Origin of the sequence: Pseudoalteromonas sp. APC 3495 (assembly GCF_030407645.1) — a bacterium.
GTDB classification, from domain to species: domain Bacteria; phylum Pseudomonadota; class Gammaproteobacteria; order Enterobacterales; family Alteromonadaceae; genus Pseudoalteromonas; species Pseudoalteromonas tetraodonis.
In genome coordinates, this window is record NZ_JASDDA010000012.1 from 1 (window position 1) to 17,938 (window position 17,938).

Genomic DNA, 17,938 nt, shown 5'->3' on the forward strand with positions numbered 1-17,938 from the left:
GAAACGAAACAGCGCCGATGATAGTGTAGCATTTGCTATGTGAAAGTAGGACATTACCAGGCTCCAAATAAGAGAAACCCGTTACAGCGATGTGACGGGTTTTTTTACGTCTGCAGGAAAGTGAAAATGCAGGTTCGAAGTGAAAGGCACCAGTTAAAAGGAAGAAATAATACCAATTTGCTTAATTAAGCGGTCTATTTTGAGGTAGGAAAAACGGGTTGATAGCTAGGCAATAAATTCGCTATTTAGTTGTTCTAAATGAGAACTTTTTAACACAGATAGCGACACGTTTAGCCCCGCAAAATGATTGAGTATTATTGCGGATTGGTATAATAGCCAAAAGCCACCTTCATGCCTTCATTATGACTCTCCACGCTGTTCTGCCACGACATGCTACTGCGCTGTCGCTAAGAAGTAGGATAGTTACTCTAAATACAAGTCAGTGTTAAGCCCTCAGTTATAAGTTTTGAAGTATTACCATCAGCATTCTCCCTTTACTGATCTCAGTTATTCTCCTTGCACCTTTAAACTAGTCCCTAAATTATCATCTTGTTGCAATTTCATTGTTGGTTTAATAACTGTCCTGTGTAAAACTATCTAGGATAATTTAGTAAATCAGGTGACATGAATGTCGAATATAAAAGCTTGGAAACTTCTCAGCCTGTTTTGTTTGTTTACAGCACTGATTGGTTGTCAATCTAAAGAAGAACAGCTACAACAAACAATTCAAGAGTCCATTAAAAAGGCCGATGTCGAGCTTACTCAGCTTGGTAAAGCACTTGATAATGGTAGTATACGTAATGCGATTATTCTTAAAGAATACAGTCGTATCCTTAAACAACAGCAACCTGAACTCAGTAAGGTTGTTGATGTAGTTAGCCTTGATGCCACACGCCAGGGAGCCCTTTATAGTGGCTTAACCCAACGCCTTGATGATATTAAGGGTAATTACTTAATTCCTCCTTACGAAGACACTTTATACAATATTGATTTATTGCGTGAAGCCGCCAAGCCAACGTTATTTTCTGATGCCTTAACCGATCCTATTAATATGCTTGCGGATATGTCGAATGGTTCTTTGGCACGAGTTGGTGCTATAAGCCAAAAAGCTGAAGGCGAAGGGGTCGGTAACCAAATGGTAGGTAATCCTAACTATGGTAATTGGCAAACGAATAGTAGCGGTATTAGCTTTTGGCAATGGTACGGCATGTACCGTATTTTGGGTGATGTATTTGACCGAGTTGAATACGGAAGTTGGAGTAAACGCCGTAAGTATAGTTACTACAATGACTATGGTCGTACTCGTTACTCAAGCCCTAAACAAATAAAAACCCAAAGTGCATTAGAAACACGTACACGACAATCTTACCAACGCCAAGGCAAGCAGTTCACTAGTCCTTATGCGAGTAAAAAAACAGGTGCATCAGGTTTGAGTCGCAGCAGTTATACGCCGCCTAAAAGTCGCAGCAGTTACTCAAGAGCGAGTAGTTATAGCAATAATTCAGGATCGGTTCGTAACAGCAGTAGCAGAACCTCGCGCGGCGTAAGTCGTGGTAAGTAAAGAATAACGTTGGAGTTAGAATAATATGTATGAATTTAATGGAATAACTATGTGGTCTTTGCAAGCACTGTCTGTGGACTTTGCAATTATCATCTTACTGTTTGTGAGCTTAAAGTATATTAAAGGTTGGGTATCTAATTTACACGCCAATGATGAAATTACCGAGCGCGATAACTTTGCATTTGGAATAAGCTTTGCCGCTGGTTTGGTAGCACTTGCGATTGTGTTAACGGGCGTGAGTAGTGGTGCGTTTGCTGCTACGTTACAAAAAGAAGCTCTGTTAATGCTTGGTTATGGTGCATTAGCAATTCTGCTTATAAAGCTGGGTCACTTTTTTCAAGATAAAGTGGCGCTGCGTAAAGTGAGCTTACATAACGAAATAGTCAAAGGTAACGTTACTGCGTCAATTATTGATTTTGGCCATGTAGTAAGTGTTGCAGTGGTTATCCGCTCAGCCCTATTGTGGGTTGCTACTGAAGGTTGGCATGGCATTCCTATTGTTATTGCTGCGTTTGTAATTGGTAGTGTGGTATTGCTGTTAGTAAGCCAATATCGCGTGCAGTTATTTAAGCGCACCAATAAAAGTGGCGACTGCCTACAACAGGCTATTATTGATGGTAATTTAGCAGTAGGTGTTCGTTATGCAGGCTTTTTAATTGGTAGTGCATTAGCCATTACTGCTGCAACAGGTATTGCTCCTTATGCTGCTGACAATATTAATGCGAGTTTACTTTACTGGGCGCTAAGCGCCGTTGTTTGTTTGGTTGCTTTCATTTTACTGCACTTACTGACGATTAAAATCATTCTTGCTGGCTGTAATATTTCAGATGAAGTGAATCGTCAAAAGAATGTGGGTGTTGCCGCTATTTCTGCAGCTGTGTCATTTGCTGTCGGGATCACTATGGCCACACTACTGGGTGCATAATCACGTGTCATCAACTCAAGCTTCCCCAAGTAAATTTAATTTACTTGGGCATGATATTTTACTGATCACTGTTATGGCCGTACTCGCTGGGTGCGGCCTTATTTATGAATACTTACTTTCTCATTATGCTGGCCGAGTACTCGGCTCAGTTGAGAGTGCAATTTACGCCATGATAGGCACTATGATTGTAGCTATGGGGATGGGTGCATTTTTAGCGCGTTGGTTTAAAGATGCCTTTACCGCATTTGCTTGGCTAGAGAGTATTATTGCGCTCATAGGTATGGGCTGTATATTAGCCATTGCCAGCATTATTGCCGTGAGTTATTCACTCCCTCATTTATTCTCAAGTATTTTTAATATTCCACCTGACGTTATTCTTAATGGTTACGTGTTTCAAAAGCTGCAAGAGTGGTCTCGCTTTTTACCTTATGTATTTGGCTTAATATTAGGGCTATTTATTGGTATGGAAATACCGCTTATTGCGCGCATTCGCCAGCATGTTTATGGACGTTTTTTAGAAAATAACGCCGGCACTATATATGGGGCTGACTATATTGGCGCTGGTATTGGCGCGGCAATTTGGGTGAGTATTATGCTCGCGATGCCAATAATGCAAGCCGCCGCTTGGACAGCGCTATTTAACATTATTGCCGGACTTGCCTTTTTATGGCGTTATCATAGCTATGTACGCTTTGCTAAGTTGCTATTGGTTTGCCATATATTACTGCTGGTGTTATTCGCTTTTATTTTGCAGTTTGGTAGTAGCTGGATGGATAACCTAAGTAACGTACTATACAAAGATAAAGTTATTTACTCTCAGGCGACTAAGTATCAACATGTGGTGCTAACAGAGCGTTTAAGTAAAAATCAGCCTCAGCCAATTACTGATCTATATTTAAATGGTCGTTTGCAGTTCTCTAGTGTAGATGAGCAAATATATCACTCAATGCTCGTTTACCCTGCCATGCTGGCATCTAATCGTCATGACCGTGTTTTGATTATTGGCGGCGGCGACGGGTTAGCCATGCGAGATGTATTAAAGTGGCCGGTTGAGGAAGTGACCTTAATTGATTTAGATGGACAGCTACTTAATTTATTTGGTCATAAAGATAACCAATACACGCCGCCTGAAGATATTAAACAGCGACTAGTGGCACTCAATAATGAATCGATGCATGACCCGCGAGCAAATATTATTGTGGGCGATGCATTTTTAGAAGTCGAAAAGCTACTGGATCAGTCAAAGCAGTTCGATACTATTTTAATTGATTTGCCAGACCCTAATCACCCTGATCTTAATAAGATGTACAGCGATTACTTTTATAATCATGTACGCCAATTATTAGCGCCTGATGGTGCTATGGCGGTACAGTCAACATCGCCTTATCATGCGAAAAAGGCATTTTTAAGTATTGCTAAAACGGTGAAAGCCGCAGGTTTTGATTATGTAGAGCAATATCAGCAAAATATTCCTTCGTTTGGTCAATGGGGATGGACTATTGCGACTAAAATGGGGCAATCACCTAGTGCCCGTATTAGCAATATAACTGATATGCCAGTGCCATCTCGGTGGATTAGTAAAAAATATTTATTAGCGAGTTTTGCATTTCCTAATAACTATTTTGAACAAGTGAACGATATTGAAGTCAATAGGTTAGGTTCTGGTCGCTTGTATGATTACTACCGAGCAGCTTGGCAAATAGAAAGTGAATTGTATAAAAATTAATAAAACATGGTTGACATAATATGTCGGTCGTGCGAATCTTAACTCAGACATAATATGTCAAACGACGAAAAGGCAGAGACATGGAATTAAATGAACTTTCAATAAAATTAGCGTCTTTTGAAACCGAGGGTGCTAACTTTGAGTCTTTCTTGATTGCCAATCCAGGTGAGCAAGATGTTTTACAAGTCATTGTTGATGGAAATGACGAGCTTCCAATTTTTGTTACTCAAACACAAGAGCAATTACTATGTATTAGCTACTTGTTTGACGAAGATGAAGTAAAAAGTGAATTACGCAACGAGTTAAACGAAACACTACTGCGTTTAAACGTGCCAATTCCACTGAGTGCATTTGCTAAGATCGATAATAAATACGCGATTTTTGGTGCACTGTCGGTAAATTCATCTCTAGATGATGTTACCCACGAACTAGTGACATTAGCTGATAACGCTATAGATGCACTAGAAGCCGTGACCTTATATTTAAACGATTAGTAGCTAGTTAGTGGAGTTAAGATTATGAGTATTTTAAAAAAATTATTTACAGCAGTACGTGGCGGCGCACGTGAAGCAGGCGAAGCAATTGTTGATGCCAATGGTATTCGTATTTTTGAGCAAGAAATTGCTGATGCACAAAATGCGTTACACCGTGCTAAAAAAAGCCTAACAGAAGTGATGGCTAAAGAAATGCAAACTAAGCGTAAAATTAGCGCAGTAGATGCATCAATTGCTGAGCATGAAGCTTATGCAGGTCAAGCCCTTGAAAAAGGGAATGAAGCATTAGCATTAGAAATTGCAGAAAAAATTGGTGACTTTGAAGCTGAGAAAGCTGAGCACGAGCAAGTGTTAGCGGGCTTTAGTAATCACATAGTGACTTTGAAGCAGCAAGTAAAAGATGCTGAAAAATCAATTAAGGAAAATCAGCGTCAGCTTACTATGGTTAAAACCACAGAAAGCGTTCAGCAAGCGACAATGGCTGTAAACAGCACGCTTAATACTAATAATTCATCAATGACATCGGCGCGTCAGTCGCTTGAGCGTATTAAGCAACGCCAACAAGACCGTACTGATCAATTAGGTGCTGCAAAGTCTCTAGAAGCAGATGTTAATGGCGACGATTTAAAAGCTAAAATGGCTGAAGCAGGTATTGGTGATACGAATCCAAAAAGTGCTGATATTTTAGCGCGCATTAAAGCGAAGCAAAATAGCTAACATTTAGAACCATATCAAAAAGGTAACCGAGTTTCGCTCCGTTACCTTTTTTGCTTACAGAGGCACCTTATATGTTTAATTTTTTCAAATCTAAAAAAAAGCCAGAACGTCAGCTTAATCATGCGAGTGACCTTAAAAAAGGCGACATGTTTACTGTCATTGATTCGTTTGCTTATCCTTCATGGCTTAAAGGTCAAACGTTGCGCGTTATTGATGTGCAAACGTATCAGTACCAACACAGCAGTGATACTGAATTTGTACTTGAAACTAACACTGGCCAAGTGGTGTTTTTACAAATAGAGCAAAATGATGGTGAACAGTGGGCAAACTTCTCTATAAAAATTCAGCGTGATGAAGTTGAAGAGATTTTTGGTCTTGATGAATTTGCGCGTATTTTTGATGAAGAGTCATTAACACATATCACGGTACAAAATACCCCTGAGCGTTTTATGCAATTTTTAGCGAAAAGCTATCAACAAAGTGAATCGCCTTATGTATGTTATTTTCATAATAAAGACTTTCGTGGCCAAACGCTGCCTCGCTATGAGCAAGAAGGTGGAGAACCATGCGAAATGATTTGCTTAGCCTCTCCTGATGAAGGACATAGCGTTAATATAGAGATTTGGGAGGGAGGTGAAACAGAAGTCTCACTGACGTTAACTCGCCCAATTAGCGATATTGTTGATTTGTTTCCTGGAGATGCCCAGTGAGTGATGCTAAAGACAAGTGGTTGCGCCAAGAGCAAGCTGTGCGCGCCACGCAAATGGCATTTGATTTGAGTAGTGAGGTACAAAAGTCGATAAAAAAACAAGCTATCGATCAAGAGCTCACTCCCTCAGATATGATCCGTAAAATTTTAGGTCTTGATGTAAAGTCTAAAAAAACACGGCAACGACTATCGTTTAATTTAAATGATGACGAAATAGCGCAATTGGCTAGCCGGTTTGAAGTGGCAGTAGATGATAAAAGAGCGGTAAAGCAACAGGTAGCAGAGTTACTCATTGAGCATACAAAAAAGACTAAGTAACCCTTTTGCCTTCTTTATGTAAAATACTTACACTGGGGCTATTATTTTCTAAAAAAGTGCCGCTGTGAATATCTTATTGATTGCCTACTTACTCATGTTTGCTTTATTTGGCACGGCGGCAAGCTACTTCGTGCGTTTTATATATGCTTACTGGGTACAGAAAAAAATGCCACTGGAATACATTTTTAAGGCAGGTGTGTGTATTTTCATGGTGGTGGTTATTTCGGTGTTAATACCACTATTAGATTAACACCGAAACGAACTGCTACTGGTAGTTAACTGTTTTACATTGATTATCAATACATAAAGAGTGGACTTCTAGCACTGGTGAACAGTCTTTGAACTCAAGCATTGCATTATCTAGTTGTTCTTGCTCGGTGATTTTTTGCGCTAATTGCTCTGCTTGTTCTTGAGAGTGATTTAATGTTGAGTACACAACATACTTACTCGGCCCCCCACAGACACGCGAGCCAACACCTAACACCTTACATTGATAGCTGGCTGTGCAGCTTTTATTACTTGTAAGCTCATTAAGTTGAGTATTTAAAACAGATTCACTCGCGTTTTGAGCTTTGCTTGATGTTAGTGCACTACTGCAACCGCTAAGCAGCATAGTCATAACAACACAGGTAGCTGATAGCTTAATTACGGATGACAAACAACTCATAATCTAATCCTTAAAATACACTTACCGCAGAGCCTTCAAGTTTAACACATTTATTTTCAACACACTGAGTGCTTGGCGCAGTTAAATGTTGGCAAATACTCATCATGCCTTTTTGCGCATTATAGGTACTTTCCAATTGAGTGATAGTATCGCTTAGGGCTGAAACCTGCTCTTGGGGTGCGCTTTGTGTAGAGTACACAATGTAATCACTTGGTCCACCACAGGCACGGCTACCAACAGCACTGACTTTACACTGTGAACTAGTTGAACATTGTTTATCTGCTATGAGGTTATTTAATTTATTTTTTGCTGTTTTAATATCATCAAGCGACACTTCTTTTGCAGCATCAACCGGTAGTTGCTGTGCTATTTTATTTTGCTTATTTTCTTGTGGTAGTTTTTGTTGTGGTATCGGCGTAGACGTGTTTTCTACCGCATTGGTTTTAGTTTGCTCAGTTTCATTTGAGGTGGTTTCTAAGCAAGCTGTTAAGCAAAGCGGTAGCAGTAGAGCGAGTAATGGAGTACGCATAATCGTTCCTGATAGTGATGAATTATTCATCACTATCATACACGGTGCATCCATTACGGCAATAAAAACTCTACTATCAATATATTAAAGCGCCATTAATGGCGTTTTTACATTAACCCACCTTGGGTTAATTTAGCTGGATTGAGTAATGCTTCTAATTCTGAGCGAGATAGGTCTGTCTCTTGCTCGGCGATATCAATAATTGGCTTTGCTTGCTGGTAAGCTTGTTTGGCAATTTTTGCTGCTTTTTCATAGCCAATAACTGGGTTGAGTGCAGTAACTAAAATAGGATTTTTAGTCAGCGCTTTATCAATCTGTGCCTGATTAACTTTAAAGCTAGCAATGGCTTTATCCGCTAGTGCTTGCGCACTGTTAGCAAGTATCTCTGTACTTTGCAGGATATTATAAGCAATCACGGGTAGCATTACGTTAAGCTCAAAGTTGCCAGCTTGGCCTGCTACGGTAATTGTGGCGTCGTTACCGATTACTTGCGCACTAGCCATTGCAGCGGCTTCTGGGATCACCGGGTTCACTTTGCCAGGCATAATGGATGAACCAGGCTGCAATGCTTCAAGCTCTATTTCACCAAGTCCCGCAAGCGGCCCTGAATTCATCCAACGTAGATCGTTGGCTATTTTCATTTGCGCAACGGCATAGACTTTCAGCTGCCCTGATAAAGCCACAATGGCATCTTGCGAGCCAATATTATAAAAAAAGTTATCACTGGGGATAAAGTTAATCCCTACTTTTTCACTTAGCTGTTTGGCAAATAGCGTAGCAAATTGTGGATCGGCATTAATACCGGTGCCGACCGCTGTTCCCCCCTGAGCCAGCTCACAAACACGTATTAGTGCATGCTCAATACCGCTGGCTGCGTGCTTTACCTGCGATTGCCATGCGCTGAGTGTTTGCTCAAAGGTCACTGGCATTGCATCCATTAAATGAGTGCGCCCAGTTTTAACTATATGACCGATGTCTGCTTTTTTCTGCTCTAAGGCGTCGGCTAAGTTTGCTAGTGCTGGCAATAATTTTTTATCAACACTGATAGCACTGCTTAAGGCGATTGCAGTGGGAATAACATCATTCGAGCTTTGTCCCATATTCACATCGTCGTTAGGGTGAATAGGTTGATTAGCATGTTTTGAAGCCAAACTTGCAATAACTTCGTTGGCATTCATATTTGAGCTGGTACCTGATCCCGTTTGAAAAATATCAACGGGGAAATGCTCATAATGCTGACCATCAATAATTTCTTGGCAGGCATGCTCGATTGCATTTGCTTTTGTTTTATCTAAATGGCCCAGCTTTAAATTGGTTAATGCTGCGGCTTGTTTTATATACGCTAAAGCAATAATAAATTGCTGTGGCATGGTGAGGTTGCTAATTGTAAAGTTATTAATGGCGCGTTGGGTTTGTGCTTTATAAAGTGCGTTAGCGGGCACGTCGAGTGTGCCCATGCTATCTGATTCTGTTCTAAAGTTACTCATTAGTACTCCTAAAAAAGAGAATATATGACATTAAACTACGCTATATAAAAAGATATGGTGCTGTTATTGCTATTTACAACGGTATAGCTAAAAAGTAGGGGGCGTCAAGGCAAGTTAACAAGTGGGATTAAAACTAAAAAGTCGACTTAAACGGATTTTAAGTCGACTTAAATAATGTATTTATATAAACAGCCAGTTATAAGGCTAAACAGAATTTTAATTGTAGCCAAGAATAAATATTTGGTCTGTTTCATGTTTGTTTTGTGCCTTTTGAGTGTGTTTTACATGAGAAAGTAAGTCGATAACCGTTGCTCTACAATCTGTTTCATGACTCGTTTTATCTAGGCTTTTATCGGTAATTGCCATTACAGCGTCTACGGCGGTATAGGGTGAAATATACATAATGTTATCCTTTTGTCGTTTAGTACTCATTAAGTGAGTAATTTAATAAAAGCATATAGCGTACCAGCTCGGTAAATATAATTTAACGTATTGAAATTAAAGTTATTTTATTATTTTGGTTAATTTACTCACGACAAAATAGCTGAAATTTGTTTTACTATTGTGCATTCATTTGCAATTTAGGTGCATCAGTATGACCAAACCGTTTTCACAAGCCTGCGAAAATAATAAAAATCATATACTTAAGGCTTTGCAGCCTGCATTGCAAAATGCAGGGTCGGTACTTGAGATAGGCTCGGGGACGGGTCAGCATAGCGTTTTCTTTGCCAAAAAATTGCCACATTTACAATGGTATACCAGTGATCGAGAGGTTAATCATCAAGGAATAAAGTTATGGCATGATGAGGTGCAACTGGCAAACTTGCATCCGCCTTTATTACTTGACCTAAACAATCCTTGGCCAGTGGATAAAGTGGATGCGATATATACTGCTAACACTTTTCATATAGTGAGCTGGGAGTTAATTACGCGTTTTTTTGCTGGAGTAAATCAGCACTTAAACCAGCAAGGGGTGGTGTGTGTATATGGCCCTTTCAAATATAAAGGGGAGTTTACCAGCCCCAGTAATAATGAATTTAACAGTTTATTGCAAAGTCGCGATCCGCTTAGTGGTATTCGTGATTTCGAAGCGGTTGAGCAACTTGCAGTGCAATCTGGGCTTAAGTTACTTAGCGATACTGCGATGCCTGCAAATAATCAGTTACTCATTTTTAAACGGCAATAAAGTGCTGCATTGTTGTTTATAAATATCGATATGTTGGCGTTCGCGTTTTAAGTAATCTGCAATAGCATGATTAAAATCGGGGTGAATAATATGATGAGCAGAATAAGTAGTGATGGGTTGAAAGCCGCGTGCTATTTTATGCTCACCCTGAGCACCGGCATTAAAACAGTGAATATTATGCTTAATCGCATATTCAATGCCTTGGTAGTAACACAGCTCAAAGTGAAGAGAATCAATCTCTTCGCTTGCTCCCCAATAACGCCCATAAAGGGTATTGTCACCAATTAAACTTAATGTGGCGGCAATCACTTTATGGTCTTTTTTGGCTAGCATAATGAGCAATTTTTCAGCCATTAAGGCGTGTAGCAAGCTAAAAAAATCGCTGTTTAAGTAGCCTAAATGGCCTGAACGTTTTAAATAAGTACGTTGATAAAACTCACAAAAAAGCTGCATCACTGTTGTGGTGATTTGCTCACCTTGCAGCCATTCAATGGTGATATTTTGCTGTGTTATTTTAGCGCGTTCTTTTTTTACTGCTTTGCGCTTACGGGCATTAAAGGTTTTTAAAAAATCGTCAAAATCTTTAAAGCTATTATTAAACCATTGAAATTGCACGCCGGTTCTTTGCATAGCACCTGCATCACTTAGCTGTGAGGTTTGTGCTTTATCGCAAAAGTTTACATGCCAGCCTGACCAGGCTTGTTTTGCGCAGTGGGTATTAAGTTGCTCTGTTATATACTCATAAACTAACTTTGGATTGCTATGCATAATACGTATTCTTTGCCCCTCAATCGGACTAAAGGGAATACAGCACAGCCATTTAGGGTAATAATCTAAGCCATTTTTTTCATAAGCTTCAGCCCATGCCCAGTCAAATACATATTCACCGTAGGAGTGCGCTTTTAAGTAGCCAGGGGCAAGGGCAACTAGTTTATCGCCTTCATAAACGGCTAAGTGGTGAGGCTGCCAACCTGTTTTAGCACTTACACATTGGCTTTGCTCAAGTGCGTATAAAAAAGCATGTTGGGTGAATGGGTCATTACCGAAAAATTGATGCCACTGTGTAGCATCAATTTGATTAATACTATTAAACCAACTGTGAGAAAAGTGGCTCATAATGCTTTGCCTACTACTGTTGTCTGTGTGTTACTTGTTAATTTTGATAATAATTCGACAGCCATATTCGGTTTTCTATTTTGGATAAAACCTTATGGTTCATCCTGCTCGATATATTGAGATAAGCATTGTGTGAGCTTATCGAGTTCAAGAGGTTTTGCAAGATGTTCGTTAAAACCAATTGCTAAGGCATTGGCTTTATCTTCAGGCATTACATCAGCAGTTAAGGCAATAATTGGTAATTGCTCAGTACTTTTAATTTGACGTATCAAGGCGGTGGCTTGGTAACCGTCCATAATCGGCATTTGGCAATCCATTAATACTAAATCGAAGTCATTTATTTTAACTTGTTCTACTGCTAATTCGCCATTTTCAACCAGTGTTGGGGTAATCCCTAAAGAGCTAAGCATTGCTTTTATGACTAATTGATTGACGCTGTTATCTTCTGCAACCAGTATTTTTAGTTTACTTAAGTCAACATGCTGGTGTATGTGCTTTGCCGTTACTTGTTGCGCTGCACATGTATTTAACTCGACAGACAGAGTAAAAGTAGAGCCCTTACCTGGCTCGCTTTGTACGCTGATATCTCCAGACATTAATAAGCTAAGTTCTTTTGCGATTGCTAAACCAAGCCCTGTGCCACCAAATTTACGTGATGTTGAGCTATCGGCTTGGGTGAACGCATCAAATAACTTACTTTGCTCTGATGGCGCAATACCGATGCCCGAATCCTTAATAGTCAAGGTAATTTGACGACGTCTATCGGTGATCTCTTTGCTGTATGCGCTAACACTTACTTCACCTTCATAGGTAAACTTAATGGCGTTACTACATAGGTTTAATAAAATTTGCTCAATTCGCATAACATCACCTTCAAACCAAATATCGGTTGGTAATTGGTTATCAACTTTCCAGTTAATACCTTTTTGTTCAGCGCTTTGCTCGAACATACTACTGATCCGAGCAAGAAGCGCATTCAAATCAAAAGGAGCGACTTCTAAGGTGAGCTTTTGTGATTCAATTTTAGAGATATCGAGTACATCATTGATTAAACTTAACAATGATTTAGACGCTAAATTAATTTTATTTAGATAACCGGTGAGGGTTTCAGCGCTATCTTCACTTTTAGCTAGAGTTGAAAAGCCAATCACAGCGTTAAGTGGGGTGCGAATTTCATGGCTCATATTTGCTAAAAATCGGCTTTTAGCCTGATTTGCTAAATCAGATTGCTGTTTAGCTTTAACCAGCGAGCGTGTGCGCTCTGCTACCAAGCGTGAAAGTGCGAGGTGTTGGTTATTAAACAGCAGTAATATCAGTAAAATGAGTGAGCTGACAATGACCTGTAAAATAAGCAAAAAGAGTGTCATGTTATTAGTTTGATGCGGTAGAAATTCATCTTTAATGGTTAAATCAACCAGCCATGTTTGCCCTGCAAAATTAATCGTGATGGTTGTCAGTTTATTGCTTTTGGTCGGTATATTTTCGGCGTTTGAATAAAATGGATTGGTAGTATTAGCTTCATAAATATCGATATTAAACATCTTATTTTGTGCTTGGGTAATCGACTGAGCAAGTATGTTTTTTACTAAAAATACACCTGTTGCGTAGCCTTTAATTGAGGCAACTTCGTTATTTTGTTGATACACAGGAGCAAATAATAAATACGCAGGTTCAGGTTCTTTTGCTTGAACTAACTGAATTATTTTAGTGCCCACAGGGCGATTTTTAATGCGTGGGTCGAGTAAAGTCTCACGGCGATCTTTACGAGAATTGAGATTAAAACCTATGGCAGATTGGTTTTCTACAAAAGGAGCAATATAGGTAATAACCACCAATGGATCGTTGTTTGATAATGGCGCCCCTTTAATACTCGGATCAAAGTTGTATGCAGTATAAACTTCATTGAGCTGTTTGTTAAAGTCACTGACCTGAGCCTGGTTAATTTTGCGGTTCCATGAAAATGCTTTAATAAATGAATGCTCAGCCAATAGTTGAGCACTGTAGCTATCAAACTCTTGCTTGCTTAAAGTCGGTGTTGATTGTATCTGGCTTGCAAGGCTTTGTACGGTTATTTGGCTGAGGTTTAAATTGCTCAGCAAACTGTTTTCAATAATAGATGTTTCGCGCTTAGCTATTTGTATCGCATTTGAATACGTCTCTTGGTTGTATAGCTTAGTGGTTAAAGCTACAGAGATAAATAACACCGAGCACACTGCAATAGTAGGTAATGGGGTAACATCATGGCGTTTAAATTTTGGTTGTAATAACGCCAATAAAAAGGGAGTTGCGATCAGTACGCCAAGAGAGTCACCAAGCCACCAAAAAGTAACATTGTTCCAATGATTATCAATGCTGTAAGCAGGGTTAAACTGACTTAAAGCATAGACGCCAATATTGGCCGATATTAGGCTGACGACAATACCGACGACAAAAATAAAATAAATAATAGATTGGCGTTGTTTTAAATACAACGGATGGCCTAGCCAGTACTTTAAAAGAGCAGCGCCAATCATGCCTTGTAGCATAGCGCCTAAACCGATTAGCAGTACTTGTTGTAGTGTATTACCAATTAAAACCTGCTCAGTGATTGGGTTATCACCGGTACTTAAATTAAAGGCGACAGAGGCAATAAATAATGCCGGGATAAAACGCCACCACCAGATAAAACAGCCAACTAGGGCAATACCTGCAGGGAGCCAGATAGGGATGACTTGTGATTGAAAGGCAAAATTAGTCAATAACTTACCAGTTGCAAAATACGCAACCGCAAATGATATGTAAAAAACAAAAGAACTGGATGTTGAACGAAAAATCTTCACATGCATCCTTGTTAAATATTATTTTTATAGTGATATTTCAGTATAGCGAATCGGCACTAAATAGTATTATTTTTTAAAGTGGTAGCTGCTTTTTACTAAATGATTGTTTGAGTACTACCGTTGACTCTATATTGGCGATACAGCTTAAGCTCCCCAGCTGGTGCTTTACAAACTGCTCATAGCTTTCTAAATCCTGAGAAATAATTTTCAGTAAATAATCGTGGCTACCTGAGATCACAGAGCACTCAAGTACATGGGCTAGCTTTTCTACATGCTGCTCAAATTGCTGTGCCGCACTCACCGAGTTTTGACTTAGTCGCACAAAAGCATAAACCAGCACATTAAGGTTGAGCGACTTAGGGTTAATGGCAGCGTGATAGCCCGTAATTACATGTTCCTGCTCAAGCTTTTTGATACGCCTAAGAGTTGGGGTGTCTGATAGGTTAATGGTATTGGCTAATTCAGAAACCGACATGCGGGCATGCGATTGTAAGGCAACCAGTAACTGCTGATCTTTTTTATCTAACATGACTATGGGATCTTATTAGTGATTTTAATGTTGGTAGTGATTATTGCTAACTAAAGGTGTTTTTACTATTTTTTTTGGCGTTTTACCCTCAGGGGTTTTTGTTAGCATTAAAACATAATAATAACAGGGTGTAGTTATGAGTTCTTTTACTGCTAAGTTTGACCGTTGGATAAGATCAGAGTTTGTAAGCTTAAACTCGCAATTAGAACAGCTTTATTGGCAGCAAACCGATAAGGCTAATGTTGAGGGGATTGGTGATAGCTTAAAGCTGGCACTAAAGGAGCAAGGCAATGCGCTGATCAGCGATTTATTGGACGAAGGCAATACCGACGAAGGATTTGATAGCGCATTCGATTTGCTTGGTAATGTTGGTTTGTTTATGGCTGCTTGTCGCAGGCATGAGATCACAGAGCCGAGCAGAGAAACAACCTCACCATTAGTTGAAGCATCGGCGCTTGCTATGCATATTGGTGCTTCTATTGGAGTAACTCCTCGTTTTGCCACCGCACATTTAACCACTCATAATAAAGCCATTAATGGCACCTATAAACGGTTTACAAATCTTGATGATGAAGCTCTGTTTTTAGATTACAACACCCAAGGTATTTTAGCGTATAAGCGCGCGAGTGATGCTTTACTAAAAATACTGCCATTAGGTATTTCACACCCAGTCACGGCTGAACTACTTGAGGTGGTTAAAACGGCACTTATTGATGTAATAGCGTCGAATAATGCCTTGTATACTCAACTTGATACCGAGCGTTTTTTTAATTGTGTACGCCCATACTACAAGCCTTACCGGGTAGGTAAAGAGGTTTACCGTGGTGCAAATGCGGGAGATTTTGCCGGCATTAATGTTATTGATATGCTGTTAGGGCTTTGCAGTGCCAATGAGCCGAGTTACTCACAAATGCTGGTGGATAAATTTTTATATATGATGCCAGAGGACCAACAAATATTGCGAGAAGCCATGCGTATGCAAAGCTTTATGGATGACTTCTTAAAAGCCGAGCAATATAAACACACAGAGTGGTTTCAAAAGCACGGCAAACTATTTATACAAGTGTGTAAATTACATGGTGACACCGCTATCGGTCATCATAATCAGTTGGTTGAGAAGTTTATTGCCCAACCGTCACTGCAAATGCAACAACAGCATATAAGCAAAGTAACTGCCAGTGGACCACCTTTACCGGTACTGCTCGATTCATTAGCTAAGTTAAGAGATAGGCGTGCCGCGGCAAAGCGTGACGACATAAATACGCGCTTTGATGATTTAAACACGCTAAAACAGTGGATTAATTAATGTGGCTAAAAATGATTTTTGTATGCCACAGGGTTGTTATTTATTAAGCCACTCTGTTGGCCGCCCATTAAAAACGAGCTTAGAAAATGCCACTGAACATTTTTTTACTCCTTGGCAAGAAAGTGTAAAAGAGCCATGGCAACAGTGGTTACCCGCCATTGAAAGATTTACTGAGGCATTAGGGCAGTTGTTTAATGCGCCTAGTGAGCAATTTTGTCCTCAGGTTAATTTATCCAGTGGTTTAACCAAATTGGTTATGTCACACCCCGTATTTAATAAACCACAGTGTACAGTATTAATGGCGCAGGCTGATTTTCCCAGTATGGGGTTTGTAATGCAAAAAGCACTGCCTGAATGTGCAAAAATACGCTACATCCCTGAGCATGAAGACTTGAGTGATAGACAGGTATGGCAGCGATATTTAACTTCAGAGATTGATGGGGTATTTGTTAGCCATGTTTATTCTAATACGGGTGTACAAGCTCCCATAAACGATATTGTGGCGCTGAGTAAAGTCACGAATACACTCTCAATAATTGATGTGGCGCAATCGGCAGGGGTTATCCCTGTCGATCTAACGGCGTTAAATGCTGACTTTATGATCGGTTCAAGTGTGAAGTGGCTATGCGGAGGGCCAGGAGCTGCTTATTTATGGGTAAATCCAAAGCAAATAACACAATGTGAACCAAAAGATGTTGGCTGGTTTTCACATCAAAACCCATTCGAGTTTGATATTGCGCATTTTCAATATAACGCTAAAACACTAAGGTTTTGGGGCGGTACGCCCTCGGTACTTCCTTATATTATTGCCGCTCATAGTATTGAATATATTGTTGAATTTGGCGTTGAACAAGTGAGATCGCACAACTTGATGTTACTTGAGTTAATTCAGCAGCAATTGGGCGCTTTTTTAATGTCACCTAGCGCTAAAGAGCAATGTAGTGGCACCGCTATTTTGCAGTTTTCTGAGCATCAGCAAAGTGTATTAACAGCATTAGAGACTGCAAAAATAAGTGTTGATGTGCGTAAACTCGGCATCCGTGTTTCACCTCACATATATAATACAAAGTCAGAGATACAAACATTTATTGATGTTGTGAAGCACATACTTAAGGTTGCTGACTAAGCTGCTGTTTTTTTTGAGTGAGTGCTTCTATTTGTTGTTGTGCTTGCTTGATTTGTGGGTCAAATCGCTGCTTAAGTGCCGCCGTTTCAGTGGTAATGGCATTCGCAATTGAGCTGGCTCCTAAGCGATTTGCTTTATCTTGGGTCATGTAATCGATTTGCTGTTTTTTTTGTGCGTATTCTTGTTGGTATTGTTTAATCTTAAGCTCAAGCTGCACAATATCACGCTCTATTTGTTGCACCGCTAGATAATCGTCAACAGAAGTATCGGCAACTGGTGTGTTCTCAGATTGTGGCGTATTTGTTTGCATGATGTTGACGTTTCTAAGCGTGATCACTTGAGCGTCTTCAGCGCAAGGAGTTTGACTAAAAGTAGGCACTCCTTTAATGGTACATTTATAAACCGTCACTTCATTTGCCATGCTAGCAGCACAGGCACCCAAACAACATAGTAGTAATATTAGCTTTGCCATGGTTAAACCTAAGCTGGTTTAAAGTACCATTTATAATGCACTAAGTTGTGACACCATACAATTTGTTTAATTTATTAGCATGCGCTCGCGACGGCCTTATACAAAGTGCGAATTAATAGAGGCTATTAAATTTTAGGCACAAAAAAACCACAATTAAGTGGCTTGTAATCAGTAATGGTGAAGAGGGAGGGATAGACTTACTTACATCCCTGTAATTAATCGCTGCGCGACGCTTGCAGCGGCCTAAAATG

Annotated in this window: 19 protein-coding genes; 11 read left to right on the top strand and 8 right to left on the bottom strand. The window is 39.8% G+C overall.

Annotation, left to right across the window (positions count from 1 at the left end; translation table 11 throughout):
• Positions 1-628: 628 nt before the first annotated feature.
• From QL984_RS06975 to QL984_RS07010, 8 genes are all read left to right on the top strand, one after another.
• On the top strand, positions 629-1,561 hold the full coding sequence (locus QL984_RS06975; protein WP_010392530.1) for a hypothetical protein: 933 nt from the start codon (positions 629-631) through the stop codon (positions 1,559-1,561).
• A 25-nt stretch (positions 1,562-1,586) separates the two neighbouring features.
• Positions 1,587-2,486, top strand: coding sequence for a DUF350 domain-containing protein (locus tag QL984_RS06980; RefSeq protein WP_013463678.1), 900 nt, complete (start codon positions 1,587-1,589; stop codon positions 2,484-2,486).
• A gap of 4 nt (positions 2,487-2,490) precedes the next feature.
• Positions 2,491-4,212: a polyamine aminopropyltransferase gene (locus QL984_RS06985; protein ID WP_013463679.1), complete on the top strand. Its 1,722-nt coding sequence runs from the start codon at positions 2,491-2,493 to the stop codon at positions 4,210-4,212.
• A gap of 80 nt (positions 4,213-4,292) precedes the next feature.
• On the top strand, positions 4,293-4,706 hold the full coding sequence (locus QL984_RS06990; protein WP_004335098.1) for a DUF2170 family protein: 414 nt from the start codon (positions 4,293-4,295) through the stop codon (positions 4,704-4,706).
• Positions 4,707-4,730: 24 nt separating this feature from the next.
• Positions 4,731-5,423, top strand: a complete 693-nt coding sequence (locus QL984_RS06995; RefSeq protein WP_008113282.1) for a PspA/IM30 family protein — start codon at positions 4,731-4,733, stop codon at positions 5,421-5,423.
• A gap of 71 nt (positions 5,424-5,494) precedes the next feature.
• Positions 5,495-6,133 (top strand): hypothetical protein, encoded by a 639-nt coding sequence (locus QL984_RS07000; RefSeq protein WP_013463680.1) that lies wholly within the window; start codon positions 5,495-5,497, stop codon positions 6,131-6,133.
• Positions 6,130-6,450 (top strand): hypothetical protein, encoded by a 321-nt coding sequence (locus QL984_RS07005; RefSeq protein WP_008113280.1) that lies wholly within the window; start codon positions 6,130-6,132, stop codon positions 6,448-6,450. The genes QL984_RS07000 and QL984_RS07005 overlap by 4 nt, the downstream gene beginning before the upstream one ends.
• A 64-nt stretch (positions 6,451-6,514) precedes the next feature.
• Positions 6,515-6,700 (top strand): hypothetical protein, encoded by a 186-nt coding sequence (locus QL984_RS07010; RefSeq protein WP_008113278.1) that lies wholly within the window; start codon positions 6,515-6,517, stop codon positions 6,698-6,700.
• Between the two features lie 15 nt (positions 6,701-6,715).
• On the opposite strand, the gene QL984_RS07015 is transcribed toward QL984_RS07010, so the two are convergent.
• From QL984_RS07015 to QL984_RS07030, 4 genes are all read right to left on the bottom strand, one after another.
• Positions 6,716-7,117, bottom strand: coding sequence for a hypothetical protein (locus QL984_RS07015; RefSeq protein ID WP_008113277.1), 402 nt, complete (start codon positions 7,115-7,117; stop codon positions 6,716-6,718).
• A gap of 10 nt (positions 7,118-7,127) precedes the next feature.
• Complete coding sequence (locus QL984_RS07020; protein ID WP_171046546.1) at positions 7,128-7,646, bottom strand: hypothetical protein; 519 nt, start codon at positions 7,644-7,646, stop codon at positions 7,128-7,130.
• Positions 7,647-7,753: 107 nt separating this feature from the next.
• Complete coding sequence (locus QL984_RS07025) at positions 7,754-9,133, bottom strand: class II fumarate hydratase (protein WP_013463684.1); 1,380 nt, start codon at positions 9,131-9,133, stop codon at positions 7,754-7,756.
• A 216-nt stretch (positions 9,134-9,349) separates the two neighbouring features.
• Positions 9,350-9,535: a hypothetical protein gene (locus tag QL984_RS07030; RefSeq protein ID WP_013463685.1), complete on the bottom strand. Its 186-nt coding sequence runs from the start codon at positions 9,533-9,535 to the stop codon at positions 9,350-9,352.
• Between the two features lie 193 nt (positions 9,536-9,728).
• On the opposite strand from QL984_RS07030, the gene QL984_RS07035 reads away from it, so the two are divergent.
• Positions 9,729-10,319 (top strand): DUF938 domain-containing protein, encoded by a 591-nt coding sequence (locus tag QL984_RS07035; RefSeq protein ID WP_013463686.1) that lies wholly within the window; start codon positions 9,729-9,731, stop codon positions 10,317-10,319.
• Here QL984_RS07035 and QL984_RS07040 read toward each other — a convergent pair.
• The 3 genes from QL984_RS07040 to QL984_RS07050 form a co-directional block, all read right to left on the bottom strand.
• Positions 10,296-11,435 (bottom strand): GNAT family N-acetyltransferase, encoded by a 1,140-nt coding sequence (locus QL984_RS07040; protein WP_013463687.1) that lies wholly within the window; start codon positions 11,433-11,435, stop codon positions 10,296-10,298. The two genes, QL984_RS07035 and QL984_RS07040, sit on opposite strands and share 24 nt — an antisense overlap.
• Positions 11,436-11,527: 92 nt before the next feature.
• Positions 11,528-14,254: an ATP-binding protein gene (locus QL984_RS07045; RefSeq protein ID WP_013463688.1), complete on the bottom strand. Its 2,727-nt coding sequence runs from the start codon at positions 14,252-14,254 to the stop codon at positions 11,528-11,530.
• A 73-nt stretch (positions 14,255-14,327) separates the two neighbouring features.
• Positions 14,328-14,783 carry an Lrp/AsnC family transcriptional regulator gene (locus QL984_RS07050; RefSeq protein ID WP_013463689.1) on the bottom strand — a complete coding sequence of 152 codons (456 nt, stop codon included), beginning with the start codon at positions 14,781-14,783 and terminating at the stop codon, positions 14,328-14,330.
• Between the two features lie 136 nt (positions 14,784-14,919).
• Between QL984_RS07050 and QL984_RS07055 the strand changes: the two genes are divergently transcribed.
• Together QL984_RS07055 and QL984_RS07060 are read left to right on the top strand one after the other, a co-directional pair.
• Complete coding sequence (locus tag QL984_RS07055) at positions 14,920-16,089, top strand: monodechloroaminopyrrolnitrin synthase PrnB family protein (protein WP_013463690.1); 1,170 nt, start codon at positions 14,920-14,922, stop codon at positions 16,087-16,089.
• Position 16,090: 1 nt separating this feature from the next.
• Positions 16,091-17,215 (top strand): aminotransferase class V-fold PLP-dependent enzyme, encoded by a 1,125-nt coding sequence (locus tag QL984_RS07060; protein WP_013463691.1) that lies wholly within the window; start codon positions 16,091-16,093, stop codon positions 17,213-17,215.
• On the opposite strand, the gene QL984_RS07065 is transcribed toward QL984_RS07060, so the two are convergent.
• Positions 17,199-17,687, bottom strand: a complete 489-nt coding sequence (locus QL984_RS07065) for a DUF4124 domain-containing protein (protein ID WP_013463692.1) — start codon at positions 17,685-17,687, stop codon at positions 17,199-17,201. The genes QL984_RS07060 and QL984_RS07065 overlap by 17 nt on opposite strands.
• Positions 17,688-17,938 lie beyond the last annotated feature (251 nt).